Below are 24311 nucleotides of genomic sequence, written 5' to 3' on the forward strand. Positions count from 1 at the left end.
GGGACGGCCCAGCGGAGCGGTCGGGTGTCAATCGTCCTTTCCGGACGTGAGACCGGTATTCCGCTGAACCCTCCCGTGTGCCCCGGCCTTCGGGGTGTTCTCAAGCCGGGGACTCGATCGCTTCGAGTTGTGTCAGGGGCGGCCGGGTCGGAGGGGCCCCGATGGGGCGATCACCGTGGATCGCCGGCCGGCGCGGGTTCACCGCTGCCGGAACGCGGCCTCGATGTGGTCGCGCATGGTGTCGGCGGCCTCCTCGGCCCGGTGCGCCCTGATGTGGTCGACCATCCGCGTGTGTTCGTCGAGCGACGCGCTCCAGCGCTGGTCCGTGCGCAGCGTCGTGGGGGGGATGGACATCGACTGCACTCCGTGCTTCTGGTTCGCCTCGATGAGGAACGGGTTGCCGCTGGCCTGCCAGATGATCAGGTGGAACCTGTAGTTCAGCTCCCGGCGCAGGGTGGCGGAAGGGTCCGTCAACTCGGACTGCTCGGCGAGGCTGGCCTCCAGCTGGTTCACCGTGTTCTCGCTCCTGCGCATCGCGGCGAGTCGACAGGCCTCCGACTCCAGGATCTTGCGCATCTCGTAGAGCTGGCCCATCTTCTCGCCGTCCCACACGGTCACCCGGGTCCGGCGGCCCAACCGTTCGGCCAACCCGTCCACGAGCAGCCGCGCCACGGCCTCCCGGACCGGGGTTCGCGAGGTGCCGACGAGGTCGGCCACGGCGCGTTCGTTGAGATCGTATCCCTGGTCGAGAGACCCGTCGAGGATGCGGGCGCGGAGCTGCTGGTAGACGCTTTCGACCTGGGTGCTGCCCGTCATGACGCCGCCGACCGACCCGCGATCCGGCCGAAGACGATGCCCGCGGCCAGCCCGGAACCGCCCGGGTAGTTCTCGCTGAACAGGCCGCCCAGGGCCTCCCCGCAGGCGTAGAGCCCCGGGATGACCGATCCGTCCTCACGGACCACTCGCGCCTGTGAGTCGCCCTTGAGCCCGCCGAAGGTGAAGGTGATGCCGCAGGTGACGGGGTAGGCGTAGAAGGGACCCTCGGAGATGGGGTTGGCCCAGTTGGACTTGGGCGGTGTGGTGTCGGCCGAACGGCCGTCCTTGACGTTGGGATCGAACTCCACCGAGGTGCGGATCGAGTCGTTGAAGGACCGGACGGTCTCGACGAGTCCGTCCTCGTCGATCCCCGAGAGCCGGGCGAGCTCCTCCAGTGTGTCGGCGATGTGCTCGCCGACGCCGGGGACCTCGTACTCCTGCGGACGGAGCATGGGACGCAGCGGTGCGTCGAAGATCTGCCAGGCGACGGCGCCCGGCTGCATGAGTACTTCCTTGCCGTACTTGGCGTAGGTGAGGTTGCGGAAGTCGGCGCCTTCGTCGAGGAAGCGCTTGCCGTCGCGATTGACGATGATGCCCAGTGGGTAGCTCTGGCGGGTCAGTCGGTTGGTGACTTCGTAGTTGGACTCGTTGTCCGTGAAACCCGCGTCCCACTGAGTGGCGTGGCAGGAGCTCCAGTCCCCGCCCTTGGCAGCACCGAGCCTGAGTGCCTCGTTCAGCATCGTGCCGGTGTTGAACGGGGTTCCGCGGGTGATGGCGTGGTGCCACTGCGGACCCATGTGCTCGGCCCGCATCTCCTTGCTCGCTTCGAAGCCGCCGCTTCCCAGGATGGTCGCCTCGGCCTGGACGGTGTGCTCTTCGCCGTCGTGTTCGTAGACCACCCCGGTGACCACGCCGTCGGTTTCGGTCAGGCGGAGGGCACGGGCACCGAAGAGGATCTCGATGCCGGATTCCTCGGCCGCGCGGTGGTGATCACGGACCAGCCCTTCGCCGCCGTCGACGTTTCCGACGTGCAGACCGCCCCAGAACAGGTAGCCGCCGTCGGGACGCTCATAGGCCTGACGCTCGTACATCAGGCGGTACCGAAGGCCCTTGGAACCGAGCCACCGTATGTCATCGGCGATGTTCGAGACCAGGGTCGCGGTCATCTCGGGGTCGTTGCGCCCGTCGGTCACCCGCTTCAGGTCCGCGGCGTATTCCTCCCGGGAGTAGGGCGGTACCTCCGTGTCGCCGTGTCGCTCATCGGGCTCGATGAGGTCCAGGAGACTCTCCAGGCCGTCATGGGTGATGCGCGTGGCGCCCGCCGTGAAGTAGCTGTTGCCGCCGGCCTGGTCCTTGGGTGCGGCTTCCAGGACCAGGACTCGCCTGCCGAGTTCCCGGGCCGCGTGAGCCGCGCACATGGCGGCGTTGCCGGCGCCCACGACGAGAACATCAGTCTTGCTGGTGGACATTCACTCCCCTTTGGTATACCAAGTGAATGAAAGGTATTCCAAGGGTAAAACGCCTGTCAAGGGTTTCGTGCCTGGTACGCCGAGGTTTCGAAGCGATGAATGATTGAGGTCAAGTGACGGCACAAGCGGACAAACCCGGCTGGGGACGGGTCTTAGGTGTACTGCGATCGCTGGCCGGGGCAGTGGTGGTGGGTTCGCTCCTCGAACTGATGGGGGTGCCCGCGGGAATGCTGTTGGGGAGCGCCGTCGGTGCCGCCCTGGCCAACCACGAGTGGTCACCGCGGCTGCGGTCGACCTCCTTCCCTCGACCGCTGCGGTATGTCGGGCTGCTCCTGGTCGGCCTGGTCAGCGGTGTTGTGCTCACCATGGACTCCCTGGCGAGCACGGCTTCCGTCGCCGTCCCGGTGATCGCCGCCTATCTCGGGCTCGTCCTGGTGAACCTCCTGGTCATCTCCCTGCTGATGGCCCGCTACGACGTCGACCCGGCCACCGCTGTCCTGGCCGTCACCCCGGGCGGCCTGGCCGAGGTCACTTCACTGGCCATCGACAAAGGAGCCCAGATGGACGTGGTGATGACCGTGCACGCGGTCCGGCTGTTGACCATCGTGTTCGTGTTCCTGCCCGTGGTGTTGGCGGTGGTGGGTTCATGACACCGCTACCCCTGCTCGCGGTCATGGCGGGTTCCCTGGGCGCCGCCCTCGTCTTCCGATGGGTCCGTATGCCGCTGTGGCCCCTCACGGGAGGTCTGGTGGGAGCGGCCGCGGTGAACCTCGGCTTCGGCCTCGCTGCGGAGGTGCCCGTCGTGATCTCCCTGACCGGGCAGTTGCTGATCGGCACGGCCATCGGTTCCACCATCGGACCGGAGGTGTTCCGGCGGTTCCTACGCATCCTCGGCCCCGGAACGCTCGCGGTGACGGTCGTGTTGGGCGCTGGGCTTCTCTTCGGATGGCTGTTCGCCGCTACGGGGCTCATGGACCCCGCTGAGTCGATGCTGGCGCTGGTGCCCGGTGGTGTGGGGGAGATGGTGGCCGCGGCGATCGCCCTCGACCTCGACAGCGCCCAGGTGGTCGGTGTGCAGGTGGTGCGGATTCTGACCGTGTTGCTGAGCCTGCCGCTGGTCTTCTGGGTGAGCGAGTGGATTCACCGCCGCTGGATAGCCGGACCGGACGACTCCGCCCGGTAGCGGAACCGGCCCTCCCACCCTGTCCGCAGTGGCTCCCGGTCGGCTCGTGGCGTATCACTCGGGCCGACCGGGGCCGCCCCGCGAGGCTTTGACGGTGTCAGCGGTCCGGGTGCGCGCCCTCACGCTCACCCCGGACCGCTTCGTCTGAAGGGGTCGGCGCGACTGGGCGAAGAGGCCGTCGAGCAGATGGTGCGTGAACTCGGCGAGATCGTGGGGGTTCTGGAGAGGGCCCCGAGGATGAGGCGGACCTGTACGAGGCGTGGGGCCTGCGGCCGACCTACGAGCCGGACAGCAGGAAGGTGCGGGCCGAAGTCACCTTCGATCCGCACCTCAGAGGAAAGTCAAGAGTGTCCGAGGGGGGACTTGAACCCCCACAGCCTTAACGGCCACTAGCACCTCAAGCTAGCGCGTCTACCTATTCCGCCACCCGGACTGGGCTGTTCGGCGCCTGTCGCTCCGAACAGGTTTAACCATAGCAAAGGTCTGGGGGAGTCCGAACCAGTTTTCCGGCGGGGGGTCATCGTGACAGGCTCTAGGCCAAAAGGTGCGTCCTGAGATGGGAGAACCAGATGGTGGAACCAGGCGGGCAACCGAGCGCGGGCGAGGTCGAGGTCGTCGACCTGTGCCGGGAGCTCATCGAGTTCGACACCTCCAACTACGGTGACCACTCCGGGCCGGGCGAGCGCAAGGCGGCGGAGTACGTGGCCGCCAAGCTCGACGAGGTCGGGGTGGAGTCGCGGATCTACGAGAAGCACCCCGGGCGCAGCAACGTCGTGGCGCGGATCTCGGGCGAGGACTCCTCCCGCCCGCCGCTGCTCATCCACGGCCACCTCGACGTGGTCCCCGCCGCACCCGAGGACTGGACCCACCACCCGTTCGCGGGCGAGGTCGCCGACGGCTGTGTGTGGGGCCGGGGCGCGGTCGACATGAAGAACATGAACGCGATGGTGCTGGCCATGCTCCGCCAGCGGCTGCGCGAGGGGCGCCGCCCCCCGCGCGACATCGTCCTGGCCTTCCTCGCCGACGAGGAGGCGGGCGGGACCTGGGGCGCGCAGTACCTGGTGGACGAGCACCCCGAGCTGTTCGCCGACTGCGACTCCGCGATCAGCGAGGTCGGCGGTTTCTCCTTCACGGTGAACGAGAACCGGCGCCTGTACCTCGTGGAGACGGCGGAGAAGGGCATCGCGTGGATGAAGCTGACCGCGCGCGGCACCGCCGGTCACGGCTCGATGACCAACCGGGACAACGCCGTCACCGAGCTCGCGGCGGCCGTGGCCCGGCTGGGGCAGCACGAGTTCCCCGTGCAGCTCACCCCCACCGTGCGGACCTTCCTTGAGGAGATCTGCGAGGAGTTCGGCATTCCCTTCGACGAGAGGGACGTGGACGCCACGGTGGCGCGGCTGGGGCCGATCGCCAAGATGATCGGCGCCACCCTGCGCAACACCCTCAACCCCACCGTGCTCGGCGGCGGGTACAAGGCCAACGTCATCCCGGGCGAGGCCACCGCCCAGGTGGACGGGCGCTTCCTGCCCGGCACCGAGGACGCGTACTTCGCGAAGATCGACGAGTTGCTGGGCCCGAAGGTCAGCCGCGACTTCATCCACCACCTGCCCGCGGTGGAGACCTCCTTCGACGGGGGCCTGGTCAACGCCATGTCGGAGTCCCTGCTGGCGGAGGACCCGGGCGCCAAGGCCGTCCCCTACTGCCTGTCGGGCGGTACGGACGCCAAGAGCTTCTCCCGCCTGGGCGTGCGCAACTACGGTTTCGCGCCGTTGCGGCTCCCCCCGGAGCTGGACTTCGCGGGCATGTTCCACGGGGTGGACGAGCGCGTCCCGGTGGACGGCCTCCAGTTCGGTGTGCGGGTGCTGGACCGTTTCGTCGGCATGAGCTGACCCGCAATTCCTCCCATAGGGGACGGGACGGGCGGACCGCGTCGGGAAGATCTCGGCGCGGTTCGTTTTTTCCACCCATGGTCACTCACGGTGATGCTAGTGTTGCTTTCAGTTCGGCGAGGTCTCCGGTTCTCCGGGGTCTCGCTGTGCGACCGTCAGCGGCGCCGCCGCACGGGACCGTCCAGCAGTAACGAAACGAAGGGGCATCCATGGTGCTCGCGAGCCGAGGGTGGCTGGTTTCCTCCAGTCGCGCTGCTCGCAACGCCCGTGGTGCCTACGCTCGGTTGCTGCTCCTGTCCGGCATCGTCGCCGTCGCCTGGCTGGCCGGAGGGGTGGGGGTCGCGCACAGCGAGACCGGCTCCGACTCCGGCGGCCTCGGCGGAGACGTCCTGGGCGTCGGCGAACTCGCCGAGCGCACCGGGCAGGCCGCCGACGACCTGCGCGACACCCGTCTCTCCGACACCGCCAGCCGGGCCGCCTCCTCCACGGAGGCCCTCGCCGGCGCCGTCGTCCCGCAGGCGTCCGCACTTCCCGCGAACGCCCTCCGGGACACCGGGGTCGGGGCGGCGCTGGAGGACAGCTCCGTGGCCACCGTCGTCCACGACACCGGGCAGGCGGTCGACGACACCGCGCGCGGTGCCACCGGACTGGTCGCGGGTGTGGCCCGCACCGGTCAGGGGGTCGTCGACTCCACTGACGAGTCACTGCGCGAGTCCGCGCTGGTCGACAGCGTGGCCACGAGCCTGAACGACACGGTCGGACGCGGCGGGATCGACGCCGTGACCGAACCCGGCGGCCCCCTGGGGCTGCCGATCCTGGGTGCCGACGACGAGCCCGCCGTGGCCTCCGCCGTCGAGCGCGCCGACGCCGAAAGGCGCGAGAAGGAGGAGCGGGCGGCCCGCGTCAAGGACGAGGTCGCCGCCCACGTCGCCCAGACCTCGTGGCGCGTCGCCAACGAGGTCGCGGAGAACGCCGGTGACACGGCCTCCGGCGACGACTCCGCCGAGCGCGTCCGCCTCATCGGAGGCGGCTCCCAGTACCAGGTCGGGCCGGACACCACCGGTGCCTCCGCCCCGTCCTTCCCGGCCCCCGGCGCCGCCGGATTCCTCATGGCCCGCTCCGGTCACATGGTGCTTCGGGCCCAGCGGGTCGCCCTTCCCGGCGACCCCACCCTGGTCGTTCGCGACGCCGCGGACGACCCCTCCTACTCTCCCGACTAGCCGCGCTCTCCGACCGCGGCCGGTCCGTGCGCCCTGCGCACCGCCGCCCTGCCGACTCCCGGCGGGCGTGCCCTCTTCCCAGGCTCCACAGCCGGGAGACCAGTCCGCGGTCACACGAGCAGTCAGCAGATCTCCTCGTCGACCAAAGGACAGCCGATGACCCAGTCAACCCACCTCCGCCTCGCGGCCCTCGTGGCCACCGGATTCTTCGTCGCCGCCAGCGGCATCGCCCACGCCGACACCACGACCAGCGGTAACGGGTCGATCGGCGGGGGCAACCAGCTGGTCGTCGACGGCGACGTCCCGGTCAACCTCTGCGGGAACGCCATCGCCGTCCTGGGCATCGCCGGAGCCGACTGCACGGGCGGCGACGCCAAGGTGACCGAAGGCGGCACCCCGAAGAACCCGCACCCCGGCTACGACGGCTACGACCCCGAGGAGCCGGGCCAGCCCGGCGAGCCGGGAGAGCCCGGTGAGCCCGGCACCCCCGGTGAGCCCGGCGAGGAGACGCCCGGCGGGGAGACCCCGGGCGAGGAGACCCCGAAGGTTCCGGACCGCGAGGAGGAGGCGGAGGAGCCGTCCCCCTCTCCGTCCCCGTCCCCCTCCCCTTCCGAGGAGCCCTCGCACCCCTCCTCGAAGACGCCCGAGCCCTCCGACCCCGCCTCGCCCAGTGCCCCGACCACCGACGAGCAGCGCCTCGCGGTGACCGGCGCCGACCAGAGCGGCCTCGCCGGACTCCTCGCGGGGGCGGTCCTCGTGATCGCCGCCGGTGCCGGGCTCCTGCTTTTCGGTAAGCGCCGCGGCGCCCGGGCCTGATCAGCCTCCCGGGCCTTCGGGCCCGGGGGTTGACGCGAGTCCCGCAGCACCGGCCGAGGCCAAGTGCTCGGGGTTCACGTCAGCCGCCGTCCCACCAGGGCGGAGCTGATCGACGGGGTGTGGACGTCCTCGCGCAGCCAGCGCAGACGGACTCCGCCCGCACCCACCAGACCGGCAGACCACGCACCGACCAGGTGCGGAGCCGACCGGATGATCCCCGGCCTCGGCCGAAGGCCCGCACCCCACCCAGGGGTGTGGAACGGCCTGTGGCCCGCACACGAACCTTCTCATCAACTCGTTCTCTTGAAAGGACTTCCCACATGCGTAAGTGGGCCAGCACCTCCGCGAAGTCCGTGCTCCTGGCGGCCGGATTCGTCGCCCTGGGCGCCGGCGTGGCCTTCGCCGACAGCGATGTCGCCACCAGCGGCAACGGCTCCGTTCTCGGCGGCAACCAGGCCGTCCTGAACGCGGACGTCCCCGTCAACGTCACCGGCAACGCCGTCGGCGCCGTCGCCGGTATCGCCGGTGCCTCCAGCACCGGCTCGGACGCCAAGGTGATCGACCACCACCACAACGAGGTCCACACCTCGGGCAACGGTTCGATCCTGGGCGGCAACCAGCTGGTCGTCGACGGCGACGTCCCCGTCAACGTCACCGGCAACGCCATCGGCGCGGTCGGCGGCGTCGCGGGTGCCTCCAGCACCGGCAGCGACTCCAAGGTCCTCCAGAACGGGCACGGCCACAAGCACGGCGAGCCCGACGTCGCCACCTCCGGCAACGGCTCCCTCATCGGCGGCAACCAGATCGTCGGCGACCTGGACGTCCCCGTGAACATCTCCGGCAACGCCATCGGCGCGGTCGGCGGCGTCGCGGGCGCGGCCGCCACCGACGCGGACGCGATCGTCCGCCAGAGCCACGCGGCCCCCGGCGTCGAGCACCAGTCCGGCCCGCTGACCGCGACCGACCTGGTCAACGAGGCCGTCAGCAACGCGTCGATCCTGCCCGACACCTCCGGCGTGGACGCGGGCGTGCTGCGCCAGTCCGCCCCGGTCCGCGAGCACCAGTCGATCGCCACCTCCGGCAACGGCTCGCTGCTGGGCGGCAACCAGGCCGTCGTGGACCTGGACGTGCCCGTGAACGTGGCCGGCAACGCGGTCGGCGCGGTCGGCGGGGTCGCGGGCGCGGCCGCCACCGACAGCGACGCCGTCGTCAAGGAGGCCCAGCGCGACATCGCGACCTCCGGCAACGGCTCCGTCCTGGGCGGCAACCAGCTGGTCGCCGACGCCGACGTCCCGGTGAACGTCGCGGGCAACGCCGTGGCCGCCGTCGCGGGTGTCGCGGGCGCCAGCGCCACCGACGCCGACTCCAAGGTCGTGCACCAGAGCGCGGAGACCGAGGCGCAGTCCTCGGCCCTGAACAGCGTCCCCGTGGTCAGCGAGCTGCCCGAGGTGCCCGTCTCCGAGATGCTGCCCGTCAGCTACGACCTGAGCGAGACCGCCGCGCAGTCCGTCCAGGAGCACGCCCCGGAGCGCGCCGCCGAGCTGCCCGAGGCCTCCGAGATCCCGTCCGTCGACCCGGTCGGTGACCTCCTGGGCGCCGCCGGCATCGGCCTGTAGCAACCAGAGCAGGTTCCGGGACGTGCGCGGTGCCGCCTTCGGGCGCTCCGGTACGGTCCGCGGGGCCTGAGCGGGGGGTGTGTCCGTTCGCGGCCACCCGCCGGACCAGGGGTGTGCGGCCTCCCGTTCCGTTATGGAACGCGGTGGACTGCGGGAAGCCGGACCCCCGGTCCCGGCGGCGGCGGTGGCACGGGCCGGCGTCCCCGCGACCGGTACCCCACGCGGTGCCGTGGGCGTTCTGAGTGAAGTGGTGGTGTGTCGCCTCCGCGCTCCCGTTCCGTTATGGAACGCGGTGGACTGCGGGAGGGTGGAGGTGACGACCGTCGAGCTCAGGACGTGAGCCGAGTCCTCCCGGGAATATCCGGGAGGACTCGCCGCATTCTGGAGACGAGACACCCTGGAGCCCCGAAGTGTGAGGCAAGTCACATTACCTGGGTGTTCCGGGTGCTCGCCGGAGGAGGAAACGGTCCGGGGGAGAGCGGCGCCACGGCCGCTGGTCCTGGTTACGGGCCGGTACCGGGTCGGGATGCGCTTATTCTGCGGGTGCCGGTGGGAGGCGGCCCGAGGAACGCTGAGGGCGAGACCCGAGCGAGGGGCCGGGCCCGCTCACCGACGGGGGAGAGCCGGTAGTTCGGTTACTGTCGGTTCCCACGGGAACCGAAGGACCGCGGCCGACAGAACACGTAAGGCTAGACGTAGGGGAAACAGCGTGCCACCCACGAAGGGCAGCGCCGGCAAGAACGGCTCGAAGGACAACGCAAGCCAGGGGGCGGGTACCGCTCTCGTCATCGTCGAGTCACCAGCCAAGGCGAAGACCATCGCCGGGTACCTGGGGCGCGGCTACGTCGTGGAGTCCAGCATCGGTCACATCCGTGACCTGCCCACCAAGGCCGCCGAGATCCCCACCAAGTACCGGAAAGAGCCCTGGGCGCGCCTCGGTGTCGACGTGGACAGCGACTTCGAGCCGCTCTACGTCGTCAACTCCGACAAGAAGGCACACGTCAAGAAGCTCAAGGAGCTCATGGCGGACGCCGACGAACTCCTCCTGGCCACTGATGAGGACCGCGAGGGCGAGGCCATCGCCTGGCACCTGCGCGAAGAGCTCAACCCCAGGATTCCCGTACGCCGGATGGTCTTCAACGAGATCACCAAGGACGCCATCCAGCACGCCGCGAACAACACGCGCGACCTGAACACCCGTCTGGTCAGCGCGCAGGAGACACGGCGCATCCTGGACCGCCTCTACGGCTACGAGGTCTCCCCCGTGCTGTGGAAGAAGGTCATGCCGAAGCTCTCGGCGGGCCGCGTGCAGTCCGTGGCCACCCGCCTGGTGGTCGAGCGCGAGCGCGAGCGCATGGCGTTCACCTCCGCCGAGTACTGGGACATCAAGGCCGTCTTCGACGCCACCGGGACCGGGGCCCCCGACGGCCCCGCCGCCTTCCCCGCCACGCTCTTCTCCGTGGACGGAAAGCGCGTCGCGTCCGGGCGCGACTTCACCCCCCAGGGCACCGTGCGCTCCGACCGCGACGTGCGCCAGCTGGACGAGGCCACCGCCCGGGGTCTGGCCGAGCGCCTGGCCGGGGCCGGGTTCTCCGTGAAGTCGGTGGAGCGCAAGCCCTACCGCCGCTCGCCCTACGCGCCCTTCCGCACCACCACCCTCCAGCAGGAGGCCTCCCGCAAGCTCAACCTGTCCGCGAAGCAGACCATGCAGGTCGCCCAGCGGCTGTACGAGAACGGGTTCATCACCTACATGCGTACCGACAGCACCACGCTGTCGGACAGCGCGGTCAACGCCGCCCGCAACCAGGTGCGGCGCCTGTACGGCGGCGACTACCTGCCGGACAAGCCGCGCGTGTACGCCAAGAAGGTCAAGAACGCGCAGGAGGCCCACGAGGCCATCCGCCCCGCGGGTGAGGCCTTCCGTACCCCCAGCGAGACCCGGCTGAGCGGTCCCGAGCTGCGCCTGTACGACCTCATCTGGAAGCGCACCGTCGCCTCCCAGATGAAGGACGCGGTCGGCGAGTCCGTGTCCGTCCGGATCGAGGGCACCTCCACCGGCGGCGAGGTCGTCGAGTTCGGCGCCAGCGGCAAGGTCATCACCTTCCACGGCTTCCTCAAAGCCTACGTGGAGGGCTCCGACGACCCCGCCGCCGACCTGGACGACCGCGAGCGCCGACTCCCCGCGATGTCCGAGGACGACCAGGTCAAGGCCCAGAGCCTGGAGGCCGAGGGGCACAGCACCCGGCCCCCCGCGCGCTACACCGAGGCGACCCTGGTCAAGGAGCTGGAGGAGCGGGAGATCGGCCGCCCCTCCACCTACGCGTCGATCATCGGCACCATCCTGGACCGCGGGTACGTGTTCAAGAAGGGCACGGCGCTCGTGCCGTCCTTCCTGGCCTTCGCCGTGGTGCAGCTGCTGGAGCGGCACTTCGGCAACCTGGTGGACTACGAGTTCACCGCCCGCCTGGAGGACAGCCTCGACGACATCGCCCGGGGCGAGGCCGAGAGCCTGCCGTGGCTGCGGCGCTTCTACTTCGGCGGCGAGGACGCCGAGGGCAACCAGGAGACGGGGCTCAAGGAACTGGTGGGCGACCACCTCTCCGAGATCGACCCGAAGGAAGTCAGCTCCCTGCCGCTGCCCGGAACCGACATCGTGCTGCGGGTGGGGCGCTACGGCCCCTACCTGGACCGCGAGGGCGTCCGGGTGAACGTGCCGGAGGACCTGGCCCCCGACGAGCTCACCCCGGACAAGGCCGAGGAGCTCTTCGCCCAGCCCAGCGGCGACCGCGAGCTCGGCACCGACCCGGAGACCGGCCGGATGATCGTGGCCAAGTCCGGACGGTACGGCCCCTACGTCACAGAGATCATCCCGGAGCCGGAGGAGCCCGAGGGCGAGACCAAGACCAAGGCGAAGAAGGCCGCGAAGGTCAAGCCGCGCACCAGCTCGCTGCTCAAGGACATGGACCTGGACACGGTCACCCTGGAGGACGCGCTGCGCCTGCTGTCGCTGCCGCGCGTGGTGGGCCAGATCGACGGCGAGGACGTCACCGCCCAGAACGGCCGCTACGGCCCGTACCTGAAGAAGGGCACCGACAGCCGCTCCCTGGAGACCGAGGCGCAGATGTTCACGGTCACCCTGGAGGAGGCCCAGGCGATCTTCGCCCAGCCCAAGCAGCGCGGGCGCCGTGCGGCGGCGCCTCCCCTGCGCGAACTCGGAGAGGACCCGGCGTCGGGTGCCAAGATGGTGATCAAGGACGGCCGCTTCGGCCCCTACGTGACCGACGGGGAGGTCAACGCCTCCCTGCGCAAGGGCGACGAGGTCGAGTCGATCACCGACGAGCGCGCCGCCGAACTGCTGGCCGAGCGCCGGGCCAAGGCCCCCGCCAAGAAGAAGGCCCCGGCCAAGAAGCCCGCCGCCAAGAAGGCCCCGGCCAAGAAGCCCGCGGCGAAGAAGACGGCGACCACCACGGTGAAGAAGACGGCGGCGAAGAAGCCCGCCGCCAAGAAGACCGGTGAGCCGAGGACCACGGCGAAGAAGAGCACCGACGAGTCCTGACCGGCTCCGGCCGGACCGGCCGCCCACGCCCGGGCGCCCCCTTCGGGGGTGTCCGGGCGCTCGGTTCTCCCGGGCGGGAGCGATCCCCACGGACATGTGACGGATACGCGACCCGGGACCCTGTTCGGGGATGATCTTCCGTACTACGCTGTGTGGCACGGTCGGGCCCACGGAAACGTGCGCGAATCCCGAACGTTTCCCCCGAATGACCTGGACAGGCGAGCACGCCTGTCATTTCCTATCCCCCTCATCGATAATCTTGAGCGCTATGAGCAGATCTGCACCCCTGGGAGCGCCGGCCGAGGCGCAGAACGTCCTCGCGATCACACCCTTCAGAAGGCTGTGGATCTCGCTTTCCCTGTCCAGCCTCGGCGACTGGCTGAGCCTGCTGGCGTTGGTGTCCCTCGCGGCCATCTTCACCGCGGACGGCTCCCCCCTCACCCAGTACCTCGCCGTCGCCGGGGTCGTCGCCGTCAAGCTGGCCCCCGCGATCCTGCTCAGCCCCCTGGCCGGAGCCGTCGCGGACCGCCTGGACCGGCGGTGGACCATGGTCGGCGGCGACGTCCTGCGCGGCCTCCTCTACGCGTCCATCCCCGTGGTCGGCTTGCTGTCCTCCGGTTTCACGCTCCAGTGGCTGTTCGTCGCGAGCCTGCTCGCGGAGATCATCGCCCTGCTGTGGACTCCGGCCCGGGACGCCACCATCCCGACCCTCGTCCCCAAGCGGATGCTCGGTCAGGCCAACCGGCTCACCCTGCTGGCGACCTACGGCGCGGCCCCGGTCGCGGCACTGCTGTTCGCGGTGCTGGCCTCGGTCAGCAACCTGCTGGGCGCGCTCGTGCCGTCCCTGGCCAGCCCCGAGGCGGACGTCTCCCTCTACCTGAACGCCCTCACCTTCTTCGTCGCCGCGATCGTCGTCGCCGGACTGCCGCTGCCCAAGCACACCGTTCCCAAGGGGTCCCTGAGCCCCAACCGCGACGCCAACGTGCTGCACGCCGTCCTGTCCGGCCGCGCGGCGGTCGGCGGCGGCTCGCTCGTGCGCGGCACGGTCGTCGGCCTGGCCGCCACGGCGGCCGCGGGCGGCCTGGTGATCGGCGTGGGCCGGGCACACGTGGAGAACCTCGGCGCGGGCAACGCCGGGTTCGGCGTCATGGTCGCCGCGCTCTTCCTGGGCCTGGGGCTCGGCCTGGTCTCCGGACCGCGCGTTCTGAAGCAGTTCAGCCGGCGCCGCCTGCTCGGGCTGTCCGTGCTGTTGGCCGCCCTGGCGCTGCTGTTCACCGGTGCCATCGGCGACATGGTGCTCTCCGCCGTCCTGGCCCTCGTCCTGGGGACGGGCGCCGGTCTGGCCTGGGTGACCGGTACGTCCCTGGTCGCCGTGGAGGTCGAGGAGGAGCGGCGCGAGGCGGCGTTCGCACTCCTGCTCGGCACCGGCAGGCTCGCCCTGCTCACCGCCGCGGTCCTGGCCCCGCTGGCGGCGGGTCTGGCGGGCGACCACGTGATCCCCCTCGGCGGTCCGCTCAGCTACGACCTGCATGGCAGCGGCCTGGTCCTGATGGTCGGCGGACTCCTCGCCGTCATCGGCGCGGCCGTCGCCTACCAGCAGGCCAACCGGGACGACCCCGAGGCGGGGCCCGGCCTGCTCCCCGAGCTCTTCGCCGCGCTGCGCGGCGTCGCCCCCACCGCCGAAGAGGAGGAGGACGACCGGATCACCGGCGCCTTCATCGTCCTGGAGGGCGGCGAGGGCGCGGGCAAGTCCACCCAGGTGCGCGAGCTCACGGTGTGGCTGCGCGACCAGGGATTCGAGGTGGTGGGAACCCGCCAGCCGGGTGCCACCAAGCTCGGTATGCGCCTGCGGGGCATCCTCCTCGACCGGGAGAACTCGCACATCACCAACCGCGCCGAGGTGCTGCTCTACGCGGCGGACAAGGCAGACCACGTCGAACAGGAGATCCTGCCCGCGCTGCGCCGGGGCGCCGTGGTCATCAGCGACCGCTACGTGGACTCCCTGCTCGCCTACCAGGGCGCCGGGCGCGACCTGGAGGCCGACGACGTCGGCCAGATCAGCGGGTGGGCCACCCAGGGCCTGGTTCCGGACCTCACGGTGCTGCTGGACGTGCGTCCGGAGGACGGGCTGTCACGGCTGGGCGGACCGGCCGACCGCATCGAGTCGGAGTCGGTGGACTTCCACGAGCGGGTCCGCAGGGGCTTCCGCGACCTCGCCGAACAGGCCCCCGACCGTTACCTGGTGCTCGACGCCCGGGAGCCGCGGGAGAAGATCACCCGGGAGATCCAGCGCCGGGTGCGTCCGCTGCTGCCCGACCCGATCGACTCCAGCTCCGAGGCGGTCACCGGCATGATCCCGGTGATCCGCCCCGAGTAGGAGCGGTGCGTACGCGAGGGCTCCTTCCCGTCGGGGAGGGGCCCTCGCGTCGTCCGGGGGAGTCGCGGACCCCGGGCGGGGACCGGACGCTTCCCGCCCGGCGGGACCCGTTCAGGGGAACACGTAGCGGGTCTGGCTGAACACCGGTGCCTTGCCGAAGGCGAAGGCCTTCACCGGGGCGACCCGGACCGTCAGGACCCGGCCCCGGCGCACCGCGTCCGGGAGCCCGAACCAGGTGCCGGTCTCGGCGGTGACGTCGGTCCCGTACTTGTCCTCGTAGGTGCCCGCGACCCGGTCCAGCTCCACCGGGTCGTCCACGGCGACGCCCCGCCCCTCGACGACGACGTCCGGACCGCCCTCCAACGCGTTGTCCCCCGTGTTCACCGCGCAGTGCGGATTCGCGGCCAGGTTGAGGGCCTTGCGCTCCTCACGCCCGGTGCAGAAGTACAGGGCGCCGTCCGTCCACACGCCCAGCAGCGGGGTCGCGTGGGGGCGCCCGTCGGGACGCACCGTCATGACCCAGTACAGGGGTGCCCCGGCCAGGACGGCGCGGGCCCGTTCCCAGGGCGTGGGCGGCGCGTCCGGGCTGCCGAACTCGGGGCAGACCTCGGTGACGGGTGTCGGTTCGCTCATGAAGACCACCTTTCTCTCCCGGACAGACTCGCCGAGGCGGCGGAACTCGTCGCGAAGCCCCGCCGGGGCGGTGGCGCGCGCGGTCCCGGGCCGTGCGCGCGCCGGCGCGTCGGTCCCGGGTGGGGGACGGTCGGAGCGGGGGCTGTGGAAAACGGTTCCGGTGTCGGTCGGGACTCCTATTCTGGAACCAGACAATCCATGTGCTCCGGGGGGCAAGCTTGACGGTCTTCGACGACCTCGTCGGCCAGGAGGCGGCGAGCGCGCAGCTGGAACGCGCCGTGGCGGGAGCGGCCGACCTCCTCGCGGGCGGGCGCGGAACCGGCATGACCCACGCCTGGCTGTTCACCGGCCCGCCCGGGTCCGGCCGGGAGGAGGCGGCACGCGCCTTCGCCGCCGCCCTCCAGTGCCGGCAGGGAGGGTGCGGGCACTGCGACTCCTGCCACCAGGTGCTGACCGGGACCCACCCCGACGTCCTGTACGTCCAGCCCAGCGGGCTGAGCTTCGGTGTGGCCGCCACCCGTGACCTCGTGCTCCGCGCCGGCTCCAAGCCCTCCGGCGGCAACTTCCGGATCGTGCTCTTCGAGGACGCCGACCGCGCCACCGAGGCCGCCTCCAACGCGCTCCTCAAGGCCGTGGAGGAGCCCTCGCCGCGCACGGTGTGGCTGCTGTGCACGCCCACCCCGGAGGACCTCCTCATCACCATCCGCTCCCGGTGCCGACTGGTCACCCTGGCCACTCCCGGCACCGGTCGGATCGTCGACGCCCTCGTCCAACGGGACGGCGTCGACAGGACCACCGCCGAGGCGGCCGCCCGCGCCGCCGCGGGCCGGGTCGACCGGGCCCGCCAACTGGCCACCGACCCGCAGGCACGGCGCAGACGCGAGGAGGTCCTGTCCATCCCGGCCGGGCTCGACGGGCTCGGAGCCTGCGTCACCGCGGCCGCTCGGCTGTTCGAGATCGCCGAGGAGGAGTCCAAGGCGCTCACCACTGCGCTCAACGAGAAGGAGCGGGACGAGCTCAAGGCGGCCTTCGGGGAGGGGTCCACCGGCAAGGGTGTGGCCAAGGCGGTGCGCGGCGCGGCGGGCGCGCTCAAGGACCTGGACGAGCGGCAAAAGCGCAGGGCCACACGGATCAAGCGCGACTCCTACGACCGGGCCCTGCTCGACCTGGCCGCCTTCTACCGGGACGTGCTCGCCCTCCAGCTGGGCGCGACGGTGGAGCTGTCCACGGCCGAGCGCTCGGGCGACCTGAGACGCGTCGCCGACTCCGCGACCCCGGAGTCCACACTGCGTAGGATCGACGCGATCATGGCCTGTCGCGGGCGGATCGCCGCGAACGTGCACCCGCAGATCGCCATGGAGGCCATGACCTCCGCGCTCCTGGCCGGATAGGGACCTGGAGCCCGGGGCCCGCGCGGTCACCGGGAGAATGGTCGGGTCGCGCACCCCAGCGTGACCCTTGGCGGCCGTGGTGCCCTCGCGCGACCACGGTCGGGGGCACACGGGTGCGGGGCGCGACCCGACCGGTACGGCGGTCCGGGAGCGGGTCCGCCTCCCTGCACGGGTGTTCGGCGGTCACGGGATTCGAGTGAAGGCGGTTACGGGTGGGCACGAGGTATCGGGGTCCGTGGGCGGTACTGCTCGCCGGGACGGTGGTGGTCTCCGGCTGTACGGTCGGCGGTGACGACGACGCGACCGGCGACGGCGGGGACGGCGCCCCGGTGGAGATCGCCGAGCAGGTGCTGGCCTGGGACGAGTGCGAGACCGGTCTGCCCGACAGCGAGTGCGCCGTCTTCGAGGTGCCGCTGGACTACGACGACCCCGACGGCGAGCGGATCGAGATCGCGGTCAAGCGCCTGCCCGCCACGGGCGGGGACGCCACCGGCTCGCTCCTGGTCAACCCCGGCGGCCCCGGCGGTTCCGGCCACGACTTCGTGGACCACGCGCCCTACACCGTGAGCGAGGCGGTGCGGGAGCGCTTCGACGTGGTCGGGTTCGACCCGCGCGGGGTGGGCCGCAGCACCCCGCTGACCTGTCTGGACGCCGAGGGGATCGACGAGTTCCTGGGCACGGACTACGGCGGTGGCGAGGGGGCGGACGACCTCGCCGACCTCGGTCCCGAGGGGCTGGCCGAGATCGAGGCCAACAGCCGGGCGTTCGTCGAGGCCTGCGAGGAGAACGACCCGGACCTCATGCGCAACATCGGCACCGCCGACGTCGCCCGCGACATGGACGTGCTGCGCGGTCTGCTCGGGGACGAGCGGCTCACCTACCTGGGCGCCTCCTACGGCACCCACATCGGCGCGCAGTACGCCGAGCAGTTCCCGGAACGGGTGCGGGCCCTGGTGCTCGACGGCGCCGTCGACCCGAGCCAGGACCAGCTCACCGTGAGCGTGCAACAGGCCACCGGCTTCGAGACGGCGCTGCGCTCCTTCGTGGAGGACTGCCTCACCAGACCCGACTGCCCGCTGGGCGCCCGGGGGAGCACCGTGGACGAGGGCGTGGCCGCCCTGGACGAGCTGCTGGCGGGCGCCGCCGAGGAGCCCCTGGCCAACTCCACCGGTGACGGCCGGGAGGTCAACCGGGCCCGCGCCGAACTCGGCGTGCTCGCCGCCCTGTACACGGAGAACTGGTGGCCGCGCGTGCGCGAGGCGCTCACCGACGCGAAGGAGGACGGCGACGGTACCGGCCTGCTCCTGCTCGGCGACGACCTGTACGGGCGCGCCGACCCGGACGAGTACGAGAACTCCACCGCCGCGCTCACCGCGGTGAACTGCTCGGACTCGGTGGCCCCCCGGGACGTGGAGGCCTACGCGGACGCGGCGGCCGAGGCGGCCGAGGAGTCCCCGATGTTCGGACCGATGCTGGCCTGGGGCGCGCTGACCTGTGCGTTCTGGCCGGAGGAGGCGGTGGCTCCGCTGGGGGAGCTCAACGCCGTCGGCGCCGACCCGATCATGGTGGTGGGCACCACGCGTGACTCCGCCACCCCCTACGCCTGGTCCGAGGCGCTCGCCGACCAGCTGGATTCGGGCTTCCTGGTCACCCGCGACGGCGACGGCCACACCGGCTACCGGATGGGCGACGCCTGCGTGGACGCGGTCGTGGACGAGTACCTGCTCGAACTGACCGTGCCCGACGACGGTATGGCCTGCGCCAGCCACCTGGTGGAGGAGGCGGGGTAGCGAAAACCCGGTTCGCGCCACTCGCCGGAGGCGCTAGACTGGTTCCTGCCTCGCCACGCGTACCGCGTGGCGGTGTGCCGCCTTAGCTCAGTCGGCAGAGCGATTCACTCGTAATGAATAGGTCATCGGTTCGATTCCGATAGGCGGCTCCAGCCAGAACGCCACCCCGGTCCGGGGTGGCGTTTCGCGTTGTGGCCACCCCTCGGAACACCGCGGGCGGTGGCGCGGCCCGAGCGTCCCCGGCACCCGGGCGGGCGCGGCCGGGCGGTGCGGTGACCCGCCCGGGCGGGCGCCCCGATCGGGACGTGCTCCCTCCTCCCCGGTCGCCCGCGGACGCGTCGGTGAGGGGGCCCTTCGACCTGCGGTCCGAAGGTTTCTGACCGACCCTGGCCACAGGACTGTGCGTCGTCCCGGGTTCCCGGCCTCCCAGGTGGATACGGTACCTATCGCAGACCCTCCGGCGCGGCGCCGGGGCGATACCCCCATGGGAGTCGATGCATGATCACGGTCCGCGTCTCGAAGACAGATCCCGCCGCCACCCCCTCGCTCGGGAAGGCGGTCCGGGACCACCGTCACGCCGGTGCCGACCTGCACCTGCGCGTCGCCCCGGGCGAGTACGTGGAGCCGCTGGTCATCGGCGTGCGCGGGCGGGTGGTCGTGACCCCCGACGAGGGCGCCGGGACCGTGACGGTGGTCGCGAGCGGCGAGACCAACGTGTTCAACGTGCACGAGGGCGGCAGTCTGGAACTCGAGGGGATCTCGGTGCGTAGCTCCTCCGAGGAGTATCCGCCGCTGTACGTACAGCGCGGGGCCCGGCTCCGGGCGGCGGACTGCGTCTTCACCGCGCCCCGGCGGGTCAACGTCGTGGGCGCCCGGGCGGAGATCGTCGGCTGCCGGTTCGAGGAGAGCGGGCTGCTGTGGGACGGCAGCGAGGGCAGCGTCCGGGAGTGCTACTTCGCCGGGGCGGTGATCGCCGTCCAGGGCCGGTGCAGCCCCAAGGTCAGCGGGACGCTCTTCACCGGGACGCACGACGACTGGCACACCCTGTACGTGGCGGACGCGTCCCCCGAGTTCACCGACTGCGCCCTGGTGGACGGCGGCGGCGTGTACGTGCGCGACGGGGCGCGCGCGGAGTTCACGGACCTGAGGGTCACCGGCTCCTACGACTGGCCGGTGCGGGTCTACGAGCGCTCGAAGGCCACCTTCACCCGGATGGTGGTGGAGGACGCCCGCAAGGAGGACACCGACGCGTTCTTCGTGCACGGGGACTCCGAGGGCACCCTGAACGACTGCGAGATCACCGGAGCCACGCGCACCGGTGTGGCGGTCGAGGGCGGGCGGCTCACCGTCCGGGGGCTGACGGTGACCGGGACCGTCACGGACGCCGTGCTCGTGGACGGCGGACAGGCCGACGTCACCGACCTGCGGTGCAGCCGGATCGGGAAGGCCGCACTGCTCATCGCGGACGGTGCCAGGGTCACCGTCGCGGGGATGTCGGTGTCGGAGAGCGGCGTGGAGGAGCGCGGCGCCATCGCCTCGGTCCGCTCCCGGTTCGAGGTGAGCGACCTCCGGGTGAGCCGGTGGCACGGCCCGATGGCCATCGTGGTGGGCGGCCGGGGGCACTTCGAGGACATCGTGGGCCACGAGGTGGGTTCGGGCATCCACAGCCGGGAGGACGCCACGCTCACGGTGCGCGGCATGGTGTTGCGGGACGCCCGCGAGGACGGCCTGAACATCCTCGACGGCACCGAGGTCCAGCTCCACCAGGCCGACCTGTCCGACTGCGGTGAGGACGCCGTCTACGTCCAGGGCGGCCATGTCTCGGTGCACTCCTCGACCCTGTCGGGGAGCGGGGAGCGCGGTATCCGGGTGGGGGAGGGCGGAGTGGCCGCTCTGGAGGACACCGCGATCCGGGACGGTCGCGGCGACGGGGTGATGGTGGAGGAGGGCGGTCGCGTGCGGCTGGTGCGCTGCACCGTGACCGGTAACGACGAGGAGGGCCTGTGGGCCGCGGACAGCGCTTCGGTGTACCTGGAGGAGAGCACCTTCAGCGGCAACCGGGGCGGCGACCTCGACCAGGGCGGGAGCGGGGACCGCGCCGCGGCCCGGGTCGCGGGGACGGGGGGCCGCTCCGACGAGGGCGGGTCGGCCGCGCAGGAGCCCGGTGACGCGGTGGTGCGGGACCGGGCCCGCCCGCTGGAGGCGCTGCTCGCCGAACTGGAGGGGCTGGTGGGGTTGGCGCGGGTGAAGAAGGAGGTCCGCGCGCTCGTCAACATCCAGATGGTCAGCGCCAAACGGGTGGAGGCGGGGCTCCCGCCGCTCAACATCAGCCGCCATCTGGTGCTGGCCGGGCCCCCGGGGTCCGGGCGGGCGACCGTGGCCCGGCTGTACGGCGAGATCCTGCGCTCCCTGGGGCTGCTCGGCCAGGGGCATTTCGTGACGGTGACCGGGGACGACCTGGCGGCCGACCACGGCGGCACCGCGCGCGGGACGGAGGCCGTGGTGGAGCGTGCCCGGGGCGGCGTGCTGTTCGTGGCGGACGCGTCCGTGCTGGGGCGGGGTGGTGACGGCCCGGGGCGGGAGGCGGCCAACGCCCTGGCCGGGCTCATGGCGGAGCTCCGTGGCGAGGTGGTCGTGGTCCTGTCCGGAACGCCGGGCGGGATGCGGTCCCTGCTCGACGCCTGCCCGGAGCTGCGGTCCCGGGTGGCCCGTACGGTCGAGTTCGACGGCTACTCCTCGGAGCAGCTCGGCGGGATCTTCGAGGCCATGGCCGGGGCGCACGGCCTCACCCTGGGGGAGGGGACGCGCGAGCTCCTGCTCCGCCACTTCCGCAAGAGGTCCTCGGAGGAGTCGTTCGGCCACGGCCGGGAGGTGCGCGCCGTGTTCGAGGAGGCGCTCCGGGCCCAGTCCGAGCGCATCACGGCGGGTGGCTACCAGACCGTCGCGGACCTCACCCTGCTCCGCCCCGACGACCTGTCCGGCGCGGTGGCCGGGCCCGTCGAGGGGGCGGACCGGACGGTGGACGGCGCCCGGGTGAACGCCCTGTTGTCCGGTCTGGACGCCATGGTGGGGCTCGACGAGGCCAAGCGCCAGGTGCGGGGGATGGCCGAGCTCCTGCGCCGGGCCGGTGCGGCGCGGGGACGGCCCCCGGCGGCACGGCACCTGCTGTTCCAGGGGCCGCCGGGAACGGGCAAGAGCACGGTGGCGCGCCTCTACGGCGAACTGCTGGCCGCACTGGGCGTCCTCGCCCGGGGGCACGTGGTGGAGGCCTCTCCGGCGCGTCTGGCGGGGCCGCCGGGGCAGCGGGGGCCGGGGAGGGTGGCGCGGCGCACGCGCTCCCTGTTCGAGCGGGCGCGCGGGGGCCTGCTGCTGCTGTCCGACGCCGACCTGCTGATCCGGGACCCGGGCGGCGGGAGCGGGGTCGGGCAGGACGTGGCCGACACCCTGGCGCGGCTCATGGAGGAGCACCGGGACGAGGTCGTGGTGGTCGTGTCCGGCCGCGCGCGGGGGGTGGCCGGGTTCCTCGCCGACCATCCGGGGCTGGCCGTGCGGTTCTCGCGGACGGTGGAGTTCTCCCCCTACGGCAGGGAGGAGCTGACGGACCTCTTCGTGGCGATGGCCGAGCGGGCCGACCTGCGGGTCCCGGAGCGGACACGGCGGGCCTTCGCGGCGGCGTTGGGGGTGGACGCCGACGGTTTCGCCGAGGGCAACGGCCACCGGGTGCGGGCGCTGTTCGAGGCCAGTCTGCGTGTGCAGGCGCGGCGGATCGAGGCGGCGGCGCTGTCGGGGGACAGTCCGGACGTGGTGGAACTCCAGACCCTGTTGCCGGAGGACCTCCTGGACGGGGGTCCCGACTTGGCGCAATGATGACTCCGCGTGACGGAGTGTTGTGCCTGTTGTGTCTGATGTGTGGGTAGGTGGGCGGTATGAGCCTGATGTTCATGCTGTTCGCCCTGTTGGGGGCCGTGGTCGTGCTCGGCGGGGGTTCCTACGCCCTGCGCGGTGTCCTGGCCCACATGGAGGCACGCGCGGAGGTCCCGGAGCCCAAACCGCCCCCGAGGGCCGTGCCCGACCCGCACGTGGGCGGATACGTGCCGGTCCGAGGCGGAGCCGACGCACGCCCGGCACCGTCCGCCGGGGCGCCGGACACCGGTCCCGACGACCGGCCCGGCAACGGGCCGCCGTCCGACGCGCTCCCCGGAGACCTGCGCGCGCGGGTGCGCGACCTCGTCGCGCTGGGCCGCACCGACGACGCGGTGCGGATGGTGCGGGAGCGCCTCGGCGGGGACGAGCGCCGGGCGCGCGGGCTCGTGCGCGGTCTGGGCGGCGAGGAACGGCCCGCTCTGGAGCCCTGACCGCGGCTCAGAGCCGCTGGCGGTTCTGGACCCAGCCCCAGACGGCGGTCGCGGCGAACAGGAGGCCGCCGATCACCGCGAGCCAGAACAACCCCTTGACCACGATCCCGATGATGGCGAGGAGCAGCCAGACGGCGAGCAGGATCAGGACGAGGTAGAGCATGAGGACTCCCAGGTGTCGGCGTCGCCGGAAGACCTACCCCGCCACCCGCTCCCCGAAGCCGTCGGCCCCGTTCAGGGCCAGGTGCCGTCGATCACGGTCCCGTGGTCGGGCCTCTCCCGGTCGAGCCACTCCTGCCGTCCCCGGGCGTGTTCCAGGGCCCACTCCGCCTGCCGGTCGTGCAGTTCCGGAAGGGCCAGGGAGGCGGTCCCAGGGTGGCGGGCACCGATCTCCCCGGCCAGCGCCAACGCGGCCCGGGCGTCGCCCTCCGCGGTGTGCGCGTACTCCAGGGGCACCCCGTAGTACTCGCACAGGGTACTGAGTGTGCGCCTGCCGCGTCGATAGGGTTCCACGGCCCGGTCGATCACCAGCGGGTCCACGATCGGTTCCGGCGGACGCCCGAGGGCCTCGGCGAGCGGGCTCAGGCCGTGGCGGCGCCGTTCGGCGTCGAGTACGGCGAGGTCGAACGGCGCGTTGAACACGACCAGTCCGAGCCCCCGCCCCAGGTGTTCGGCCAGCACCTTCGTGAGCTCCTCCAGACACTCCGCCGCGGGGCGCCCCTCGGCGCGCGCCCGCTCGGCGCTGACGCCGTGCACGGCCACCGCCCCGGCGGGGATCTCCTTCTCACCGGGGTCGATCAGCCAGGTGCGCCGACCGCCCCTGGCGTCCGTGACGGCGGCCGACACCAGGAAGGCCGTGGCGGGGTCGGGGGAGGAGGTCTCGGTGTCGAACCCGAGCAGGTCGGAGGTGTGCCAGCCGGGATGGTCGCCGCGCGCGGGCGGAACCGGGCGGGGCTCGTGCTCGGCACAGTGGGTGAGCCAGCGCGCCGCGCCCTTCACGACGAACCCCTCCCCGGCCACGACCCGGACCGAACAGGTGACACAGGTACCGGCGTAGCGGTTGCGCATGGGTTCCTCCCCCGACCGGGCGGGCCCCGGTTCCTGCCTCTCCACCGCTGTGAACAGCGGCGATTCGAGTCCATCGTAGGCGCGGAGGGTGGCGTCCCGGGGTGGATGGGGGGCGGGACACAGGGGACG

The 24311-nt window shown here is 71.9% G+C and carries 17 protein-coding genes and 2 tRNA genes; 13 read left to right on the top strand and 6 right to left on the bottom strand.

Annotation, left to right across the window (positions count from 1 at the left end; genetic code table 11):
• Positions 1 to 198: 198 nt before the first annotated feature.
• The gene (locus ABZ635_RS13030) at positions 199 to 816 is read right to left on the bottom strand and encodes a GntR family transcriptional regulator (RefSeq protein ID WP_357763497.1); all 618 of its coding nucleotides are present in this window, start codon (positions 814 to 816) and stop codon (positions 199 to 201) included.
• The gene (gene tcuA / locus ABZ635_RS13035) at positions 813 to 2285 is read right to left on the bottom strand and encodes an FAD-dependent tricarballylate dehydrogenase TcuA (RefSeq protein WP_357763500.1); all 1473 of its coding nucleotides are present in this window, start codon (positions 2283 to 2285) and stop codon (positions 813 to 815) included. Before tcuA ends, ABZ635_RS13030 begins: the two co-directional genes overlap by 4 nt.
• 113 nt (positions 2286 to 2398) lie before the next feature.
• On the opposite strand from tcuA, the gene ABZ635_RS13040 reads away from it, so the two are divergent.
• On the top strand, positions 2399 to 2935 hold the full coding sequence (locus ABZ635_RS13040; protein WP_357763503.1) for an AbrB family transcriptional regulator: 537 nt from the start codon (positions 2399 to 2401) through the stop codon (positions 2933 to 2935).
• Positions 2932 to 3468, top strand: a complete 537-nt coding sequence (locus tag ABZ635_RS13045) for an AbrB family transcriptional regulator (protein WP_210840941.1) — start codon at positions 2932 to 2934, stop codon at positions 3466 to 3468. The genes ABZ635_RS13040 and ABZ635_RS13045 overlap by 4 nt, the downstream gene beginning before the upstream one ends.
• A 348-nt stretch (positions 3469 to 3816) precedes the next feature.
• Here ABZ635_RS13045 and ABZ635_RS13050 read toward each other — a convergent pair.
• A tRNA-Leu gene (locus ABZ635_RS13050) sits at positions 3817 to 3901 on the bottom strand.
• Between the two features lie 136 nt (positions 3902 to 4037).
• Between ABZ635_RS13050 and ABZ635_RS13055 the strand changes: the two genes are divergently transcribed.
• From ABZ635_RS13055 to tmk, 6 genes are all read left to right on the top strand, one after another.
• Positions 4038 to 5360, top strand: a complete 1323-nt coding sequence (locus ABZ635_RS13055; protein ID WP_357763506.1) for a M20/M25/M40 family metallo-hydrolase — start codon at positions 4038 to 4040, stop codon at positions 5358 to 5360.
• A gap of 209 nt (positions 5361 to 5569) precedes the next feature.
• Positions 5570 to 6580, top strand: a complete 1011-nt coding sequence (locus ABZ635_RS13060; RefSeq protein WP_357763508.1) for a hypothetical protein — start codon at positions 5570 to 5572, stop codon at positions 6578 to 6580.
• A 156-nt stretch (positions 6581 to 6736) separates the two neighbouring features.
• Positions 6737 to 7396 (top strand): chaplin family protein, encoded by a 660-nt coding sequence (locus ABZ635_RS13065; protein WP_357763510.1) that lies wholly within the window; start codon positions 6737 to 6739, stop codon positions 7394 to 7396.
• 320 nt (positions 7397 to 7716) lie between these two features.
• On the top strand, positions 7717 to 9012 hold the full coding sequence (locus ABZ635_RS13070) for a hypothetical protein (protein ID WP_357763511.1): 1296 nt from the start codon (positions 7717 to 7719) through the stop codon (positions 9010 to 9012).
• 709 nt (positions 9013 to 9721) lie between these two features.
• The gene (gene topA / locus ABZ635_RS13075; protein WP_357763512.1) at positions 9722 to 12568 is read left to right on the top strand and encodes a type I DNA topoisomerase; all 2847 of its coding nucleotides are present in this window, start codon (positions 9722 to 9724) and stop codon (positions 12566 to 12568) included.
• 268 nt (positions 12569 to 12836) lie between these two features.
• Entirely contained in the window at positions 12837 to 14945 is a 2109-nt protein-coding gene (gene tmk, locus ABZ635_RS13080; protein WP_357763513.1) for a dTMP kinase, read from the top strand.
• Positions 14946 to 15056: 111 nt separating this feature from the next.
• On the opposite strand, the gene ABZ635_RS13085 is transcribed toward tmk, so the two are convergent.
• Entirely contained in the window at positions 15057 to 15578 is a 522-nt protein-coding gene (locus ABZ635_RS13085) for a pyridoxamine 5'-phosphate oxidase family protein (protein WP_357763515.1), read from the bottom strand.
• A gap of 218 nt (positions 15579 to 15796) precedes the next feature.
• Here ABZ635_RS13085 and ABZ635_RS13090 point away from each other — a divergent pair, with 218 nt between their 5' ends.
• The 5 genes from ABZ635_RS13090 (at position 15797) to ABZ635_RS13110 (ending at position 23114) form a co-directional block, all read left to right on the top strand.
• Positions 15797 to 16969: a DNA polymerase III subunit delta' gene (locus tag ABZ635_RS13090; RefSeq protein WP_357763517.1), complete on the top strand. Its 1173-nt coding sequence runs from the start codon at positions 15797 to 15799 to the stop codon at positions 16967 to 16969.
• A gap of 212 nt (positions 16970 to 17181) precedes the next feature.
• Positions 17182 to 18759 (top strand): alpha/beta hydrolase, encoded by a 1578-nt coding sequence (locus tag ABZ635_RS13095; RefSeq protein ID WP_357763520.1) that lies wholly within the window; start codon positions 17182 to 17184, stop codon positions 18757 to 18759.
• Positions 18760 to 18835: 76 nt separating this feature from the next.
• Positions 18836 to 18911, top strand: a tRNA-Thr gene (locus tag ABZ635_RS13100).
• 346 nt (positions 18912 to 19257) lie between these two features.
• On the top strand, positions 19258 to 22626 hold the full coding sequence (locus ABZ635_RS13105; protein WP_357763523.1) for a right-handed parallel beta-helix repeat-containing protein: 3369 nt from the start codon (positions 19258 to 19260) through the stop codon (positions 22624 to 22626).
• 59 nt (positions 22627 to 22685) lie between these two features.
• A complete protein-coding gene (locus ABZ635_RS13110) occupies positions 22686 to 23114 on the top strand; it encodes a hypothetical protein (RefSeq protein ID WP_357763526.1) in 429 nt (142 codons plus the stop codon).
• A 7-nt stretch (positions 23115 to 23121) separates the two neighbouring features.
• Here ABZ635_RS13110 and ABZ635_RS13115 read toward each other — a convergent pair whose 3' ends face one another.
• Positions 23122 to 23277, bottom strand: coding sequence for a hypothetical protein (locus ABZ635_RS13115; protein WP_357763529.1), 156 nt, complete (start codon positions 23275 to 23277; stop codon positions 23122 to 23124).
• A 71-nt stretch (positions 23278 to 23348) separates the two neighbouring features.
• A complete protein-coding gene (locus ABZ635_RS13120) occupies positions 23349 to 24182 on the bottom strand; it encodes an exonuclease domain-containing protein (RefSeq protein ID WP_357763531.1) in 834 nt (277 codons plus the stop codon).
• Positions 24183 to 24311: the final 129 nt, after the last annotated feature.

Origin of the sequence: Nocardiopsis sp. NPDC007018 (assembly GCF_040635075.1) — a bacterium.
Taxonomy (GTDB): domain Bacteria; phylum Actinomycetota; class Actinomycetes; order Streptosporangiales; family Streptosporangiaceae; genus Nocardiopsis.